This is a genomic window from Variovorax sp. 160MFSha2.1 (assembly GCF_048305075.1).
Lineage (GTDB): Bacteria > Pseudomonadota > Gammaproteobacteria > Burkholderiales > Burkholderiaceae_C > Variovorax > Variovorax guangxiensis.
In genome coordinates this window covers 4,469,893-4,486,450 of record NZ_CP157624.1, presented here as the reverse complement: position 1 = coordinate 4,486,450, position 16,558 = coordinate 4,469,893, and the positions used below count along the sequence as shown (strand labels likewise).

Annotated in this window: 17 protein-coding genes and 2 tRNA genes; 15 read left to right on the top strand and 4 right to left on the bottom strand. The window is 66.2% G+C overall.

Annotated elements, in window-relative coordinates; translation table 11 throughout:
• The first annotated feature begins 34 nt into the window (after positions 1-34).
• The 4 genes from ABL838_RS20430 to ABL838_RS20415 all read left to right on the top strand — a co-directional run bounded on the left by ABL838_RS20430 (position 35) and on the right by ABL838_RS20415 (position 5,056).
• Positions 35-1,468: a M20/M25/M40 family metallo-hydrolase gene (locus ABL838_RS20430; protein ID WP_418121636.1), complete on the top strand. Its 1,434-nt coding sequence runs from the start codon at positions 35-37 to the stop codon at positions 1,466-1,468.
• Positions 1,469-1,576: 108 nt separating this feature from the next.
• Positions 1,577-3,538 carry an excinuclease ABC subunit UvrC gene (gene uvrC / locus ABL838_RS20425; protein ID WP_418121635.1) on the top strand — a complete coding sequence of 654 codons (1,962 nt, stop codon included), beginning with the start codon at positions 1,577-1,579 and terminating at the stop codon, positions 3,536-3,538.
• A gap of 56 nt (positions 3,539-3,594) precedes the next feature.
• Positions 3,595-4,161 (top strand): CDP-diacylglycerol--glycerol-3-phosphate 3-phosphatidyltransferase, encoded by a 567-nt coding sequence (gene pgsA / locus ABL838_RS20420; RefSeq protein WP_126184980.1) that lies wholly within the window; start codon positions 3,595-3,597, stop codon positions 4,159-4,161.
• 4 nt (positions 4,162-4,165) lie between these two features.
• Positions 4,166-5,056 carry a DMT family transporter gene (locus ABL838_RS20415; RefSeq protein ID WP_184641359.1) on the top strand — a complete coding sequence of 297 codons (891 nt, stop codon included), beginning with the start codon at positions 4,166-4,168 and terminating at the stop codon, positions 5,054-5,056.
• Positions 5,057-5,076: 20 nt separating this feature from the next.
• Here ABL838_RS20415 and ABL838_RS20410 read toward each other — a convergent pair whose 3' ends face one another.
• Positions 5,077-6,024, bottom strand: coding sequence for a LysR substrate-binding domain-containing protein (locus tag ABL838_RS20410; RefSeq protein WP_165909713.1), 948 nt, complete (start codon positions 6,022-6,024; stop codon positions 5,077-5,079).
• 53 nt (positions 6,025-6,077) lie between these two features.
• Between ABL838_RS20410 and ABL838_RS20405 the strand changes: the two genes are divergently transcribed.
• The 6 genes from ABL838_RS20405 (at position 6,078) to ABL838_RS20380 (ending at position 11,519) form a co-directional block, all read left to right on the top strand.
• Positions 6,078-7,040 (top strand): alpha/beta fold hydrolase, encoded by a 963-nt coding sequence (locus ABL838_RS20405; protein WP_418121634.1) that lies wholly within the window; start codon positions 6,078-6,080, stop codon positions 7,038-7,040.
• Positions 7,037-8,122 carry a tartrate dehydrogenase gene (locus ABL838_RS20400; protein ID WP_126024940.1) on the top strand — a complete coding sequence of 362 codons (1,086 nt, stop codon included), beginning with the start codon at positions 7,037-7,039 and terminating at the stop codon, positions 8,120-8,122. The genes ABL838_RS20405 and ABL838_RS20400 overlap by 4 nt, the downstream gene beginning before the upstream one ends.
• 222 nt (positions 8,123-8,344) lie before the next feature.
• Positions 8,345-8,617 carry an HU family DNA-binding protein gene (locus ABL838_RS20395; RefSeq protein ID WP_007830705.1) on the top strand — a complete coding sequence of 91 codons (273 nt, stop codon included), beginning with the start codon at positions 8,345-8,347 and terminating at the stop codon, positions 8,615-8,617.
• Positions 8,618-8,645: 28 nt separating this feature from the next.
• Positions 8,646-8,721 (top strand) — tRNA-Val (locus ABL838_RS20390).
• 77 nt (positions 8,722-8,798) lie between these two features.
• Positions 8,799-10,715: a SurA N-terminal domain-containing protein gene (locus tag ABL838_RS20385; protein ID WP_418117098.1), complete on the top strand. Its 1,917-nt coding sequence runs from the start codon at positions 8,799-8,801 to the stop codon at positions 10,713-10,715.
• Between the two features lie 129 nt (positions 10,716-10,844).
• The gene (locus tag ABL838_RS20380; protein WP_418121633.1) at positions 10,845-11,519 is read left to right on the top strand and encodes a histidine phosphatase family protein; all 675 of its coding nucleotides are present in this window, start codon (positions 10,845-10,847) and stop codon (positions 11,517-11,519) included.
• Positions 11,520-11,549: 30 nt separating this feature from the next.
• Here ABL838_RS20380 and ABL838_RS20375 read toward each other — a convergent pair whose 3' ends face one another.
• Both ABL838_RS20375 and ABL838_RS20370 read right to left on the bottom strand, forming a co-directional pair.
• Positions 11,550-11,882, bottom strand: a complete 333-nt coding sequence (locus tag ABL838_RS20375) for a hypothetical protein (protein ID WP_126472778.1) — start codon at positions 11,880-11,882, stop codon at positions 11,550-11,552.
• Positions 11,883-11,932: 50 nt separating this feature from the next.
• Positions 11,933-12,181 (bottom strand): GlsB/YeaQ/YmgE family stress response membrane protein, encoded by a 249-nt coding sequence (locus tag ABL838_RS20370; RefSeq protein WP_019655888.1) that lies wholly within the window; start codon positions 12,179-12,181, stop codon positions 11,933-11,935.
• Between the two features lie 47 nt (positions 12,182-12,228).
• Between ABL838_RS20370 and ABL838_RS20365 the strand changes: the two genes are divergently transcribed.
• The 3 genes from ABL838_RS20365 (at position 12,229) to ABL838_RS20355 (ending at position 13,815) form a co-directional block, all read left to right on the top strand.
• Complete coding sequence (locus ABL838_RS20365; protein WP_418121632.1) at positions 12,229-13,029, top strand: YbhB/YbcL family Raf kinase inhibitor-like protein; 801 nt, start codon at positions 12,229-12,231, stop codon at positions 13,027-13,029.
• Between the two features lie 77 nt (positions 13,030-13,106).
• Positions 13,107-13,182 (top strand) — tRNA-His (locus ABL838_RS20360).
• Between the two features lie 285 nt (positions 13,183-13,467).
• Entirely contained in the window at positions 13,468-13,815 is a 348-nt protein-coding gene (locus ABL838_RS20355; protein ID WP_126024944.1) for an H-NS family nucleoid-associated regulatory protein, read from the top strand.
• Positions 13,816-13,909: 94 nt separating this feature from the next.
• Here the strand turns inward: ABL838_RS20355 and ABL838_RS20350 are convergent, their stop codons facing one another.
• Positions 13,910-14,896 (bottom strand): NADPH:quinone oxidoreductase family protein, encoded by a 987-nt coding sequence (locus ABL838_RS20350; protein ID WP_418125887.1) that lies wholly within the window; start codon positions 14,894-14,896, stop codon positions 13,910-13,912.
• Positions 14,897-15,024: 128 nt separating this feature from the next.
• Here ABL838_RS20350 and surE point away from each other — a divergent pair, with 128 nt between their 5' ends.
• The gene (gene surE / locus ABL838_RS20345) at positions 15,025-15,783 is read left to right on the top strand and encodes a 5'/3'-nucleotidase SurE (protein WP_126024945.1); all 759 of its coding nucleotides are present in this window, start codon (positions 15,025-15,027) and stop codon (positions 15,781-15,783) included.
• A 1-nt stretch (position 15,784) separates the two neighbouring features.
• Entirely contained in the window at positions 15,785-16,558 is a 774-nt protein-coding gene (locus ABL838_RS20340; protein WP_369661578.1) for a protein-L-isoaspartate(D-aspartate) O-methyltransferase, read from the top strand.

Sequence of the window (16,558 nt, the reverse complement as noted above, 5' to 3'; positions counted from 1 at the left end):
TGCCCGGACGACAACCACCGGAGAGAGAGAACCCATGAGGATGCAGACCTTCCGTGCCGCCAAGTCCGTGCTCGCCGTCTCGCTGGCCCTTTGCGGTATCTGCGGCATGACAGCCGCTTCGGCGCAGCCGCAGACGCCGCAGTCGCTCACGCCGCAGCAGCAGCGCTTCCACGACATCTACAAGGAGCTGATCGAGATCAACACCACCCACTCGGTCGGCGACAACACCGCGGCGGCGCGAGCCATGGAAAAGCGTCTGATCGAGGCGGGCTTCGCCCCCGGCGACATCCAGATATTCGAACCCTTTCCCAAGAAGGGCAACATGGTGCTGCGCTTCAAGGGCGACGGCAGCAAGAAGCCGCTGCTGCTGCTGGCGCACATCGACGTGGTCGAGGCCCGGCGCGAGGACTGGAAGACCGACCCGTTCAAGCTGCAGGAGACCGGCGGCTACTTCACCGCGCGCGGCGCCATCGACGACAAGGCCATGGCCGCGGCGCTGGTCTCCGTGGTGGGGCAGCTCAAGCAGGAAGGCTTCAGACCGAAGCGCGACGTCATCCTCGCGCTGACCGCCGACGAGGAACGCGGCGACGCGCTGAGCAACGGCGCCTTCTGGCTCATCAACAACAAGCCCGAGCTGTTGCAGGCCGAGTTCGGCATCAACGAAGGCGGCGGCGGCGAGCTGCGCGGCGGCAAGCCCAACCTGCACCGCATGCAGGTGGCCGAGAAGATGTACACCACCTACATGCTGGAGGCGCGCGACGTGGGCGGCCACAGCTCGATACCGACGAAGACCAACCCCATCTACGCGCTGTCGGCCGCGCTGGAGCGCCTGGGCAACTACAGCTTTCCGGTGAAGCTCGCCGACGTCACCAAGACCTACTTCGCGCGCAGCGCACCGTTTGCCACCGGCCAGCTCGCCGAGGACATGCGCGCGGTCGGCAGCGGCAACCCCGACGCGTCGGTGATCGAGCGCATGTCGGCCAACCCGGCCTACAACGCCCAGTTCCGCACCACCTGCGTGGCGACGATGGTGCAGGCCGGCCATGCCGAGAACGCGCTGCCGCAGTCGGCGAAAGCTACGGTCAACTGCCGCATCCTGCCGCACGACGACCCGGACGAAGTCGAGCGCCAGCTGACCCAGGTCGTGGGCAACGACAAGATCGTGGTGCGCAACATGGGCAAGCCGCTGCGCAGCCCGGCCTCGCCGCTGAACGGCGACCTGGTCAAGACGGTGGAATCGATCACCCAGCAGATGTGGCCCGGCGTGCCGGTGATACCCGCGATGAGCACCGGCGCCACCGACAGCCGCTTCATGCGCAACGCCGGCATCCCGATGTACGGCGTGAGCGGCCTGTTCGTGGAGCCTTCCGACGCGCGCTCGCACGGGCTGGACGAGCGCATCGAGATCCAGCGCCTGTACGACGGGCGCGAGTTCCTCTACCGGCTGGTCAGCGAACTCGCGAAGTAGGGCGCAGCCCGCGCCCGCTCTATTGAAGGTTGAAGGGCGCGGCGCGGGAGCAAGGGTTTGCGCGCAGGCGGCCGCCGGGGCCGCATGGCGCGCGCCACAATAGCCGCCATGTCAGACGTGCATTCCGAACAACTGCTCAGCGAAGTCGCGGCCCTGCCGCAACTGCCCGGCGTGTACCGCTATTTCGACGCGGCCGGGGCGGTTCTCTACGTGGGCAAGGCGCGCAACCTGAAGAAGCGGGTCGCCAACTACTTCCAGAAGAACCACGGCGGCACGCGCATCGGGCACATGATCTCGAAGATCGTGCGCATGGAAACCACGGTGGTGCGCTCCGAGGCCGAGGCGCTGCTGCTCGAGAACAATCTCATCAAGACGCTCAAGCCGCGCTACAACATCCTGTTTCGCGACGACAAGAGCTACCCCTACCTGAAGATCGCCTCGCACCAGTTTCCGCGGCTGGCCTACTACCGCGGCGCGGTCGACAAGAAGCACCGCTATTTCGGGCCGTATCCGAGCGCATGGGCGGTGAAGGAATCCATCCAGCTGCTGCAGAAGGTGTTCCGACTGCGCACCTGCGAGGACACGGTGTACGCAAACCGCACGCGGCCCTGCCTGCTGTACCAGATCAAGCGCTGCAGCGGCCCCTGCGTGGGCCACATCGGCCCCGAGGCCTATGCGCAGGACGTCGCCAGCGCCGAAGCCTTCCTGATGGGTGACACGCAGTTCGTGCTCTCCAAGCTCGAGCAGCGCATGACGGCGCATGCCGAGAAGCTCGAATTCGAGCAGGCGGCCGATCTGCGCAACCAGATGTCGGCCATCTCGCGCGTGCTGCACCAGCAGTCCATCGAGATCGCATCCGACAAGGACGTCGACATCCTCGCGGTGAAGGTGCAGGGCGGAAAGGCCTGCGTGAACCTCGCGATGGTGCGCGGCGGGCGGCACCTGGGCGACCGGCCGTACTTCCCGGTGCACGTGGAAGACGCGGCGCAGATCCATCACGGCGAGCTCGACGACGAGGAGGGCGCGCCGCCAGCCGTCGCGGATCCGGTCGAGGTGCAGGTGCTCGAGGCTTTCATCGCCCAGCACTACATCGACGTGCCCGTGCCTGCCACGCTGGTGCTGAGCGAGCAGGTGAGCCGGGAGCTGATCGAGGCCATCTCGCAGCAGGCCGGCTCGCGCGTGACGGCGGTGTTCCAGCCGCGCGAGCAGCGCCGCCACTGGCTGGAAATGGCCGAGACCAACGCCAAGCTTCAGCTGGCCCGGCTGCTGGCCGAAGAGGGCTCGCAGCAGGCGCGCACGCGCGCGCTGGCCGACGCGCTGGAGCTGGCTTCGGACGACCTCGACAACTTCCGCGTCGAATGCTTCGACATCTCGCACACCGCGGGCGAGGCGACGCAGGCCTCCTGCGTGGTGTTCGAGCACCACGCCATGCAGAACAAGGAGTACCGCCGCTACAACATCGAGGGCATCACGCCCGGCGACGACTACGCCGCCATGCGCCAGGTGCTGCACCGCCGCTACGGCAAGCTGGCCGAGGCCATGGCCGCCGAGACCGACGCCCTGCCTCCGGGCGATGCCGAAAGCGACGGCAGCGAGGCGCCGCCCAAGCCGCGCACCGCCCGCATGCCCGACCTGGTGCTGGTCGATGGCGGCAAGGGGCAGGTGTCGATGGCGCGCGAGGTGTTCGGCGAACTGGGCCTGCCGCTGTCGCTGATCGTGGGGGTCGAGAAGGGCGAGGGCCGCAAGGTGGGCCTCGAGGAGCTGGTGTTCGCCGACGGCCGCGAGAAGGTCTACCTCGGCAAGGACTCGGCCGCGTTGATGCTGGTGGCCCAGATCCGCGACGAGGCGCACCGCTTCGCCATCACCGGCATGCGGGCCAAGCGTGCCAAGGTGCGCGTGGGCGGCAGCCAGCTCGAAGACATCCCGGGCATCGGGCCCAAGCGGCGCGCGCGCCTGCTGCAGCGTTTCGGCGGCATCCGGGGCGTGGCGGCGGCGAGCATCGAGGACATCGCCTCGGTCGAGGGCATCGCCTCAGACCTGGCGGAAGAAATCTACAAGGCGCTGCACTGACCGATCGATCGCGCGACCCCCGCAGGGGGTTACCGCGGCCATGACACAATCAAGCGATGTTCTGGACCCTGCCGACCATCATGACCTGGACGCGCATCGTCGCGATCCCTTTGATCGTCGGTGTGTTCTACCTGCCGATGGCCGAGCCGATGCGCAACCTGATCGCCACGGTCATGTTCATCGTCTTCGCCGCCACCGACTGGCTCGACGGCTTCCTGGCACGCCGGCTCAACCAGACCTCGGCCTTCGGGGCCTTTCTCGATCCGGTGGCCGACAAGTTCCTGGTGTGCGCCTCTTTGCTGGTGCTGGTGCACCTGAACCGGGCCGACGTGTTCGTGGCGCTGATCATCATCGGCCGCGAGATCGCCATCTCGGCGCTGCGCGAATGGATGGCGCAGATCGGCGCCAGCAAGAGTGTGGCGGTGCACATGATCGGCAAGGTCAAGACGACCGTGCAGATGATCGCCATTCCCTTCCTGCTCTATGACGGACGGCTGTTCGGCGTGATCGACACCGGCGCCTGGGGCCAGTGGCTGATCTGGATCTCGGCCGTGCTCACCATCTGGTCGATGGTGTATTACCTGCAGAAGGCCATTCCGGAAATCCGGGCCCGAACCAAATAATCAAATGACACCGGCAACCCCGGCCCGCGGCGCGGGCTGGCTGCGGGCGATGCCCGCGGTCTTCGTGCTGATCTGGAGCACGGGTTTCATCGTCGCGCGCTACGGCATGCCGTACGCGCCACCCCTCAAGTTCCTCGCCGTGCGCTTCGCGCTCTCGCTGGCCTGCTTCGCCGCGTGGGTCGCGCTGGCGCGGGTCGAATGGCCGAAGCAGCGGGCCCAGTGGGCGCACCTGGCCGTCACCGGCATCCTGATGCAGGCGGGCTACCTCGGCGGCGTCTGGGCCGCAGTGCGCGAAGGCATGGGCGCGGGGCTGGTGGCGCTGCTGGTCGGTATCCAGCCGGTGCTGACGGCCGTGTGGCTCTCCTTCACCGGCGGGCGAATCACGGGGCGCCAGTGGGTCGGGCTGGGATTGGGCTTCGCCGGCCTGGTACTGGTTGTGCTGCGCAAGCTGGGGCAGGGCGGCGAGGTCAGCGTGGAGACGATGTCGCTCGCGCTGATGGCGCTGCTGTCGATCACCGCGGGCACGCTGTACCAGAAGCGCTTCGTCGCGCCCTGCGACGTGCGCAGCGCGAGCGCCGTGCAGATGGCGGCTGCCGTGCTCGTCACCCTGCCGTTCGCGGCGCTGGAGACGGACAGCATCCAGTGGAACCTGCATTCCGGCGGCGCGATGGCCTGGTCGGTGCTGGCGCTGTCGCTGGGTGGCAGCTCGCTGCTCTACATGCTGATCCAGCGTGGAACGGCGACCGCCGTCACCAGCCTGCTCTATCTGGTGCCGCCCTGTACGGCAGTGATGGCGTGGCTGCTGTTCGCCGAGCCGATCACGCTGGTGACGGTGCTGGGCATCGGGCTTACCGCCGTGGGGGTGAGCCTCGTGGTGCGAAGCGGCAGCCGCTGAGCTGCCTTCCTTTCTTATATCTAGCGTGATTCGGCCTTGCCCGGCTTCCAGGGCTCGCTGCGGAACTGCTCGACGAGGTGGTCGACCAGCAGTCGCACGCGGCGCGGCGTCTTCGGCCGCCAGGGCGCGATCCAGTGGATGTCGGCCTCCGCCATCGCGTACTGCGGCAGCAGGCGCACAAGCTCGCCGCTCGCGAGCTGCGGTGCGATGTCCCACAAGCTGCGCAGCATGATGCCGTGCCCGGCCATGCACCAGTCGCGCACCATCTCGCCCGAATTGCTGGCCAGCGGCCCCTGCACGCGCACGCGCGCCGTGCTGCCGTCGCGCGCATGGCGCAGCGTCCAGACCGCGTGCTGGCGCTGGCCGGCGGCGTCGCCGTTCTCGCGGGCGACCAGGCAGTCGTGCGAGGACAGCGCCTCGATGGTGGCTGGCGTGCCACGGCGCTTCAGGTAGTCGGGCGCGGCGGCCAGCACGCGCTGGTTGCGCGCGATGCGCCGCGAGACCCAGTCGGCAGCGTGGCGCTGCTGCACGGCCCAGAGCCACACCGCGCCGTCGTAGCCCTCGGCGCCGAGATCGGGCAGTTGCTCGGTGAGCACCAGCTCTATCTGCAGCGCCGGATGCCGCGCCTGGAAGGCGGCCAGCGCCGGGCCCAGCCAGAGCCTGCCGAAGCCGAAGGTGGCAGCCAGCCGGAGCGTGCCGGTCAGCTCGTTCTGCCGTTCGCCAAGCTCGCTCTCCAGCGCGGCGAACCCTTCGAGCAGCGCCCGCGCATGCAGGCAGATGGCCTCGCCCTCGGCCGTGGCGCTGAGGCGCCGCGTGGTGCGCTCGAACAGGCGCTGGCCCAGGCGAGCCTCCAGCGCGCCCAGCCGCTTGGTGACGACGGATGGCACCACGTCGAGCGTGGCAGCCGCGCCCGCGAGGCTGCCCTGGTCGCGGATCGCGAGCACAAGCGCCAGGTCGCTTCGTTCCATCGAAGGTTGATTCATGCCAGATCGGAAAGTATGAATTGGCCGATTGTTGCTTGATGGCAGGAGGGGCGCAACGCACAATCGTCGCCGTGACGGCCACTTCCTTTCTTTCCTTCCCCACTTTCGACATCGAGCGCAACGGCGTGCGCATTCACGGACGCATCGGCGGGCAGGGGGCTCCCTTGCTGTTGCTCCACGGCCATCCGCAGACGCATGCGATCTGGCACCGCGTGGCGCCGGCGCTGGCCGAGCGGTTCACGGTGGTGGCGGTCGACCTGCGCGGCTATGGCGATTCGGGCCGGCCGGCGGCGGATGCCGAGCATGCGGTCTACAGCAAGCGCGAGATGGCGCTCGACGCGCTCGCGGCCATGCGGCACCACGGCTTCGAGCGCTTCGGCATCCTGGCGCACGACCGCGGTGCGCGTGTTGCGCACCGGCTTGCGATGGACCATCCAGAGGCGGTCGAGCGCATGCTGCTGCTCGACATCGCGCCCACGCTCGCGATGTACGAGCAAACCTCCGAAGGCTTTGCCAAGGCCTACTGGCACTGGTTCTTCCTGATTCAGCCGCCGCCGCTGCCCGAGGCGCTGATCGCATCCGACCCGGTGCGCTACGTGCGCAGCGTGATGGGCGGTCGGCACGCGGGCCTCGCGCCCTTCGCGCCCGAGGTGCTGGCCGAATACGAGCGCTGCGCCGCCATCGCGGGCACGGCCGAATCCATCTGCGAGGACTACCGCGCCTCCGCCACCATCGACCTTGTGCACGACCGAGCCGACATCGCCGCCGGGCTGCAGCTGAAGCAGCCCTTGCGCGTGCTGTGGGGTGAGCACGGCGCGGTCGGCAAGGCCTTCGACGTACTGGCGCTGTGGCGCGAGCGCGCCGCCGATGTGTCAGGCCGGGCCCTGCCCTGCGGCCACTATGTTCCCGAGGAGGCCCCGGACGAACTGCTCGCCGAGGCCCTGGCCTTCTTTCCTCTTCTTCCATCTTCGCAACACGCACACGCAGGAGACACTCCATGAGCACCCACAGAATCGCAGTCATCGCCGGCGACGGCATCGGCAAGGAAACCATGCCCGAAGGGCTGCGCGTGCTCGATGCTGCGGCGCGCAAATTCGGCATCGACCTGAAGTTCGACCACTTCGACTTCTCGAGCTGGGACTACTACGAGAAGCATGGCCAGATGCTGCCCGACAACTGGAAAGACCAGATCGGCGGCCACGACGCCATCTTCTTCGGCGCGGTGGGCTGGCCCGAGAAGATTCCGGACCACGTGTCGCTCTGGGGCTCGCTGCTGATGTTCCGCCGCGAGTTCGACCAGTACATCAACCTGCGTCCCGCGCGCCTGATGCCCGGCATCATCGCGCCGGTGGTGCGCCGCGACGGCACGCCGCGCGAGCCCGGCGAGATCGACATGTACATCGTGCGCGAGAACACCGAGGGCGAATACTCCAGCATCGGCGGGCGCATGTACCAGGGCACGCCGCGCGAGATCGTGGTGCAGGAGACGGTGATGTCGCGCGTGGGCGTCGACCGGGTGCTGAAGTTCGCGTTCGAGCTCGCGCAGTCGCGGCCCAAGAAGCACCTGACCAGCGCCACCAAGTCGAACGGCATCTCGATCACCATGCCCTACTGGGACGAGCGCGTGGCCGAGATGGGCAGGAACTACCCGGGCATCAAGCTCGACAAGTTCCACATCGACATCCTCACCGCGCATTTCGTGCAGCGGCCCGACTTCTTCGACGTGGTGGTGGCGAGCAACCTGTTCGGCGACATCCTGTCCGACCTCGGGCCGGCCTGCACCGGCACCATCGGCATCGCGCCGAGCGCCAACCTCAACCCCGACCGCACCATGCCGTCGCTGTTCGAACCGGTGCACGGCTCGGCGCCGGACATCGCCGGCAAGGGCATCGCCAACCCGATCGGGCAGATCTGGTGCGGCGCGATGATGCTGGAATTCCTGGGCCACAAGCAGGCGCACGACGCCATCCTGTCGACCATCGAGAAAGTGCTCGCGCCCCAAAGCGGAGCACCGCGCACCCCCGACATCGGTGGCACTGCCAGCACCGCCGACCTGGGCAAGGCCATTGCCGATGCGCTTTGAGAGCCTTTGAAAAAGGACTTCACGAAACGCCCCTAAAATCGCGCGCTCCGCTGCTCTGCATGGCCTCGCGTCTTATTGACACCCTGCAGACCAGTGGTTGTAATCCTCGCTGGCAGCGCGCTGCCGAGGCGTCAGGCCTGCCAGGTTCTTGTGTCGCACCGTTTGCGGCCAGGTCGCAGCTGACGAAAGCCGACCAACTTTTTTCTTCTACAAGGGGCCCTTGTGAACAAGACCGAACTGATTGAGCACATCGCAAAGAACGCCGACATTTCCAAAGCCGCAGCGACCCGCGCGCTCGAATCCACCATCGGCGCCATTCGTACCACGCTCAAGAAGGGCGGTTCCGTTTCGCTCGTCGGTTTCGGCACTTTCGCAGTAGGCAAACGCGCGGCCCGCACCGGCCGAAATCCCCGCACCGGCGACGCGATTAAAATCAAGGCCGCCAAGATCCCGAAGTTCCGTCCCGGCAAGGCGCTGAAAGACGCGCTGAACTGAGGCGTTAGACTCGGAGAGTTTTCCGGTGGGGTGCTTAGCTCAGTTGGTAGAGCGGCGCCCTTACAAGGCGTAGGTCGGGGGTTCGAGCCCCTCAGCACCCACCACCACCCGATGCAAAGGCGAACCACAAGTTCGCCTTTTTTATTGCCGTCCGACTGCTGTCGAAAAAGAGTGTTCAAGCATGTTTGATACCTTCCGCAAGTACAACAAGATCGTGATGATCATCTTGTTCTTGCTGATCATTCCGTCGTTCGTGTTGTTCGGCGTCGAGCGCTACCAGGGCTTCGGTCGCGACGAGAAGGTCGCGCGCATCGAAGGGCACGACATCACCAAGCCCGAGTGGGATCAGCAGCACCGCGTCGAGACGGACCGCATCCGCCAGCAGTCGCCCAACGTCGACCCGACGCTCCTCGAGTCCGACGCCATGCGCTATGCCACGCTGGAGCGCATGGTGCGCGACCGCGTGCTGGCTGCTGCGGCGGCCAAGGCCAACATGACGGTGTCCGAAGAGCGCCTCTCGCGCATCTTCGCGCAGGACCCGGGCCTCGCCACCTTCCGCACGCCCGACGGCAAGTTCGACCGCGAAAGCTTCCAGCGCGTGACCGGCCGCACGCCCGAGCAATACGAAGCCTCCGTGCGCGCCGACATGGCGACGCAGCAGGTGTTGCTGGGCATCTCGGCCACGGCCTTCACGCCGCCCGCACTGGCCGCGACCACCATCAACGCCTTCTACGACACTCGCGAGATCCAGGTCGCCCGCTTCGCGCCCGATGCCTTCGCCTCGAAGGTGACGGTGAGCGATGCCGACATCGAGACCTACTACAAGGATCACACGGCGCAGTTCCAGGCGCCCGAGCAGGCCAGCATCGAGTACCTGGTGCTCGATCTCGACGCGGCCAAGAAGAACGTCGTCGTGAACGAGGCGGACCTCAAGACCTACTACGAGCAGAACGCTTCGCGCTTCGGCACGAAGGAAGAGCGCCGCGCGAGCCACATCCTGATCACCGCGCCGGCCAGCGCATCCGCTGCCGACCGCGAGAAGGCCAAGGCGAAGGCCGAGCAACTGCTGGCCGAAGTGAAGAAGGCTCCCAACACCTTCGCCGAAGTGGCGCGCAAGAATTCGCAGGACCCGGGTTCGGCGGAGAAGGGCGGCGATCTCGACTTCGTGACGAAGGGCGCGATGGTCAAGCCTTTCGAAGACGCGATGTTCGCGCTCAAGAAGGGCGAGATCAGCGGCGTGGTCGAAACGGAATTCGGCTATCACATCATCCACCTGACCGACATCAAGCCGGCAGTGATCCCGCCCTTCGAGCAGGTGCGCGCGACCATCGAGAACGACATGCGCTCGCAGCAGGCCACGCAGGAATTCGCGAAGGCCGCCGAGACCTTCACCGACGCGGTCTACCAGACGCCCGACAGCCTCAAGCCGGCGGCCGAGAAGCTGAAGCTCACGATCCGCACGGCCGACAACGTCGCGCGAACGCCCGCGCCGGGCACCAACGGCCCGCTGGCGAACCGCAACTTCCTGAGCGCGCTGTTCGCTGCCGACTCGCTCGAGCGCAAGCAGAACACCGAGGCGATCGAAGTCGGCCCGAGCCAGCTCGCGTCGGGCCGCGTGACGAAGTACACGGCGGCGCATCCGGTGCCGCTGGCTGACGTGAAGGACAAGATCCGCGCGCAGCTCGTCTCCGAGCGCGCCGCCGTGCTGGCCAAGGCCGAAGGCGAAGCGAAGCTCGCCGCGTGGACTGCGAAGGCCGATGGCGCGACCTTCGGCGCGCCCGTGACGGTGTCGCGCCGCGATGCGCAATCGCAGCCGCTGCCGGTCATCGACGCCGCGTTGCGTGCCGACGCCTCCAAGCTGCCCGTGCTCGTTGGCGTGGACCTGGGCGCGCAGGGCTACACGGTGGTGCGCGTGACCAAGGTGGTTCCGCGCACGCCGCCGCCGGCCGAGCTCGCGAAGCAGGAGCAGGCGCAGGTCGGCCAGTCCGTGGCCGCCGCTGAAGACGCTGCCTATTACAACCTGCTGAAGGACCGCTTCAAGGCGGAGATCCTGGTGCCGAAGCCGGCGGATACGCTGCCGGTTGCAGCGGGCCGCTGATACGCGCTTCGCTCCCCCCGCGAACGAGCAGACAAGGCCCGGGCCAATGGCTCGGGCCTTTTTCTTTGCCGCGCGAACAGGTCGCACGAGGGACAACCCACACCTTCGCTTCTTGCCAGAATTCCGCCCATGGGAACCCTCTACCTCGTGCGCCACGGGCAGGCCAGCTTCGGCGCTGCCGACTATGACAACCTGAGCGAACTCGGGCATCGGCAGGCTGCTCGCCTCGGCGAATACTGGCGCGAGCGCGGCATGAAATTCGATGCCGTCATCACGGGCACGCTCAGGCGCCATCGCCAGACCTGGGAAGGCATCGCCAAAGGGCTCGGCCTGGAGCGCGACGACGTGCTGCCGTGGCCCGGCCTCAACGAATACGACAGCGAGGCGGTCATCGCCACCATCCACGAAGGCAAGTTGCAGAAGCCCGATACGCCCGAGATGTACCGCCATCACTTCCGTCTGCTGCGCGAAGGCCTGGGCGCCTGGATGCAGGGCAGGACTTCGCCGGTAGGCATGCCGAGCTATGTCGACTTTCTCGCGGGTGTGACGACGGCGCTCGACCACGTGCGCGACAGGCACCACGGCGCGAAGGTGCTGGTGGTGTCGAGCGGTGGGCCGATCAGCACGGCGGTGGGTCATGTGCTGGGCACGAGCGCGGAGACGACGATCGAGCTCAACCTGCGCATCCGCAATACCTCGGTGACGGAGTTTGCCTTCACGCCGAAGCGGCACATGCTCGTCACGTACAACACGCTGCCGCATCTGGATGGGCCGGCGTATGAGGACTGGGTCACCTATTCCTGAAGGGCTGGCGCCTGATTGCCAGCCTGAGCCTCAGGCCTGCCAGACGCCGTAGCCGGCCTTGCGCAGCGCGATGCCGAGGTCGACTTCCATCAGCCGGGCGTCCTCGTAGGTCATGGGGTTGTAGCGCTCGTAGAGCGCGGGCAGCAGGTGCAGGCCGAACTCCTGCACGAAGCTGTTGGCCTGGATGCCGGCCTTGTGCTTGTCGAAACGGATGTCGGGGTCCAGGCCGGTCATGCCGACGTAGACGAAGGGTTTGCCGAGCTGGTAGTCGGGGTTGGCGCGCCTGAAGCGGCCGTTGTTCCATACGCGGTCGTCCAGCTCGACCACATACACATGATGCTTGGCGCGCGCTTTGCGGGGCATCGCTGGGTGGCCGTGCGCACGAGGCGGCACGGCCTTCTTTCCTGTATCGATCAACTCTTGCGCTTGATCATTCCGTAGATGAAGAGCAACACGATCGCGCCCAGCACGGAGGCGATGAAGCCAGCCCCCTGGCCCGCGGTGTACCAGCCCAGCGACTGACCGACGTAGGTGACGATCAGCGAGCCGGCGATGCCGATGATGGTGGTGACGATGAAGCCAGCGGAGTCGTCGCCCGGCTTGACTGCCCGCGCCACAAGACCCACGACGAACCCGATCAGGATAGTCCAGACGATGCTCATGAAGATATTCCTTTGGTGTGGTGAAGTGGTGGAACTGGCCGTAAGCCATGCCCCTGCGCAAGGGGCGCATTCATGATAGCGGAGCGCTGTGCGTGCCGGCCGATGCTGCCGCGCAGCGGGCGCTGCACCCGAGAACTTGTGCCCGACTTCGTGACGCAGGTGCTGCGCGGCGTCCTACAGATTCGCCACTGGCGCGGCGGTACACCATTCGCATGCTGGAAAAACTACCCGAAGTCATTGGGCAGGCCCTGCAGGGCGTGCGTGCCGGTCTGGACAACATCGTCTTCAATACCCTCGGAATGCGCGAGGGGCTGGGATCGATCGAACTCGCCAGCATGGCGTTCGCCGACCATGCGCCGCTGCCGCAGCGCTGCACCGCCGATGGAGAAGGTGTCTCGCCTCCGCTTCAGTGGAGCGGTCTGCCTGTGGGCACGACATCGTTGCTGCTGATCGTGGAGGACGCCGATTCGCCCACGCCGAATCCGCTGGTGCATGCCATCGTGGTGGACCTGGAGCCGCAGAGTGGGGCTCTGGCAGAAGGAGCGATTCCAAGCCAGGGAAACGAGGGCGCAGAGGGGCTGCATGTTGGACGCAATTCGGCCTTGCAGGCGGCCTGGCTGCCGCCCGATCCGCCACCTGGGCATGGAGTGCATCGGTATGCGTTCCAGCTGTTTGCGTTGGCAAGTCGTCCCGAGTTTTCCGAAACGCCCGGAAGAGACGAAGTCGTCGACGGCTTGCGCGAACATGCCGTCGCCAGCGGACTGCTGGTCGGTACTCACGAAAGATCCGATGGATTGATCAGGATTCCGGATGCCGTGCCACCGGGCGGATCGGCGATTGCGGGGTGAAATGCTGCTCTTTCGGGCTCTTTGTGCATTGCGCCGTCAAAACCGCGATTTTTAACGCTACAATCGTAGGCTCTGTGGTGGCTGTAGCTCAGCTGGTAGAGTCCCAGATTGTGATTCTGGTCGTCGTGGGTTCGAGTCCCATCAGCCACCCCAAAATATCTCCTTCGTGCTATTGCGCAATAGCACATTCAAAGGAACAAAAACGCCGGGTTTGTCCCGGCGTTGTCTTTTTCGGTCCCCGCATCTTCTGCGGACCCTTCGCGCCGAAGCCTCTTTTTCTCTCTTGCCCAGCTATAGGCTGCTCACCAGTGCCCATCGCTTTATGTTGCGAGTTGTTGCACTAATGCAATGCGGCGCCGTTTTTTCACTCGTTAAGGCACTTGTGTCAAATGTAAACTGAATTAAAATCGCCCCGTTTTCAATTTCAGGAGTCCAAGAATGGCTTCGACCCTCGCCGATATCAATTCCCAGATCAAGAAGCACGACGAGCAGATTGCGCAATTGCGCAAGCAGGCCGAAGACCTGCGCAACCAGGAACGCGCCGGCGTGATCGAAGAGGTGCGCCGGAAGATCGCCGAATACGGTTTGACGGCCTCCGATCTGAAACTGACCGGCCGCGCTGCTGGTTCCGCCAAGCGCGGTGCAAGCGCCGCTCCGGCCAAGGCCGCCGCCAAATACCGCAGCCCGACCGGCGAAACCTGGTCTGGCGGCCGTGGCCGCAAGCCGCGCTGGGTGACCGAGGCGTTGGCTGCGGGCAAGTCTCTTTCCGATTACGAGATCAAGTAAGTGCCCCTGTTTTCGCTGGGCAGATGCCCAATAAAAAAGCCCGCTCATGCGGGCTTTTTTATTGGGGCGCAAGAAGCGCAGAAAGGCGGTGCGCTCAGTTCACCATCACCAGTTTTCCTTTGACGCCGCGCGAACCCATGTGGGCGTACGCGGCCTTCAATTCGGCCATCGGCATCGTGCTGTCGATCACCGGCTTGATCTTTCCCTGGCCGTACCACTGCGCCAATTCGGCCATCATCTGCGCATTGGCCTTGGGCTCGCGCTTGGCGAAATCGCCCCAGAACACGCCGACCAGCGAGGCGCCTTTCAGCAGCGTCAGATTCAATGGCAGAGACGGAATCGGGCCAGACGCAAAACCGACGACCAAATAACGGCCGCGCCATCCGATGGAGCGAAAGGCCGGCTCCGCAAAATCGCCGCCGACGGGGTCGTAAATGACATCCGGCCCTTTGCCGTCGGTCGCGGCCTTGATGGCATCGCGAAAACCGTTGGGCAGGGCGTGCGTCGTGTAGTTGATCGTTGCGTCGGCGCCGATGGAGCGGCAGAGCTCGCATTTCTCGTCCGTGGAGGCGGCAGCGATCACCTTGGCGCCGGCGGCCTTCGCGATCTGGATGGCCGCGGTGCCCACGCCGCCGGCAGCGCCGAGCACCAGCACGGTTTCGCCGGCCTTCAGTTGCGCCCGGTCCATCAGCGCATGCCAGGAGGTGGCGTAGATCATGATGAACGCGGCCGCGTCTACATGGCTGAAGCCCTCGGGCAGCGGCATGCACAGCGCCGCGGGTGCCAGAGTGTGGGTGGCGAAGCCACCCGTGCCGGAGAGGCACGCCGCGTTCTGCCCGACCTTCAGGTGCGTGACGCCTTCGCCCACCGCCTGGATGACGCCCGCGTACTCGGAGCCCGGAACGAAGGGCAGCGGCGGCTTCATCTGGTACTTGTTCTGCACGATCAGCAGATCAGGAAAGTTCAGGCTCGCCGCCTTGATCTCGATGAGCACCTGGCCCGGGCCCGGCGTGGGGGTGGGCAGTTCCTTCCAGGTCAGCGCGTCGACGCCGACGGGGTTTTCGCAAAGCCATGCGTGCATGCCAGGGATCTCCTTCAGACAGGTAATGTTGGGGCAATGACTGCGGGCATGATAGGGGCCGCGGCAGGGCGGGCTTGTCCCTGCTGCGACGCACCCGACGCCTACAATCCGGTGCATCCAGAAGCACCATGAAGATACTTATTTCCAATGACGACGGCTTCCAGGCGCCGGGCATCGTCGCTCTGCACGACGCACTCAAGGACATCGCCGAAGTCGAGGTGGTCGCACCCGAGCACAACAACAGCGCCAAGTCGAACGCGCTGACCCTGGCGGCGCCGCTCTATGTGCGCGAGGCGCACAACGGTTTCCGCTACGTGACGGGCACGCCGGCCGACTGCGTGCACATCGCGCTCAAGGGCCTGCTCGACTACCGGCCCGATCTGGTGGTATCCGGCATCAACAACGGCGCCAACATGGGCGACGACACCATCTATTCGGGCACCGTCGGCGCGGCGATGGAGGCCTACCTGTTCGGCATTCCCGCCATTGCCTTCTCGCAGATTGAGAAGGGCTGGGCCCACGTGGATGCGGCCGGCCAGGTGGCGCGGCGTCTGGTGCAGCAGATCGAGCGCGAGCGCATGCACGAAGGTGGAGCCTTTCTGCTCAACGTGAACGTGCCGAACCTGCCGTTCGACGAGCTGAAGCCCGTCAAGGTCTGCCGCCTCGGCAGGCGCCATGCGGCCGAGAAGGTGATCACGCAGGACAGCCCGCGCGGCGAGACGATGTACTGGATCGCCGGTGCCGGCGGCGCCAAGGACAGCGGCGAAGGCACCGACTTCCACGCCACCGCGGCCGGCCACATCGCGCTGACGCCGCTGCAGATCGACCTGACCGATCACGCCAACCTTGGCCAATGGCGCGAGACGGTGGCCCGTCTCGGCAACTGACATGGCCACCCAGCGGCCCGGTTTTCCTGTTCGCCTGACACCCACCGCCTCGGCCGCCACGCGCGGGCGCATGCCCGCCGCGCCGGTCAAGCCTGTGGTGCCGTCCACGCCTTCGATGGCGTCCGACGCCGTGCGGGCGCGCATGGTGCAGAAGCTCGCGGCGCAGGGCATTTCCGATGCGCGCGTGCTGCGCGCGATGGGCGCAGTGGAGCGCCACCGCTTCGTCGACAGCGCTCTGGTCAACCAGGCCTATGAGGACACCAGCCTGCCGATCGGACTGGGGCAGACCATTTCCAAGCCCAACGTGGTGGCTCGCATGATCGAACTGCTCATGGGCGCTCCTGCCCTGGCGGGAAAGCCCGAGGGCAAGCTCGGCAGGGTGCTCGAGATCGGCACTGGCTGCGGCTACCAGGCTGCAGTGCTGAACCATGTGGCGACCGAGGTCTACAGCATCGAGCGCCTGCGCGGTTTGCATGAGCGGGCGCGCGCCAACCTGCGGCCCTTCCGGCTCGCAACCGTCCACCTGATATTGGGCGACGGAATGATCGGCTACGCCAAGGGTGCGCCCTATGCCGGCATCATCGCCGCTGCAGGTGGCGAGGCCGTGCCCGAGGCGTGGATCGAGCAGCTGGCGGTGGGCGGCCGCATCGTGGCGCCAACGCATTCCGCGAAGGGTGGACAGGCCCTTGTCGTCATCGACAAGACTCCCCGTGGACTGGAGCGCCTCGTTCTTGAGGCTGTTCACTTTGTCCCCCTAAAATCCGGTATCGCTTGA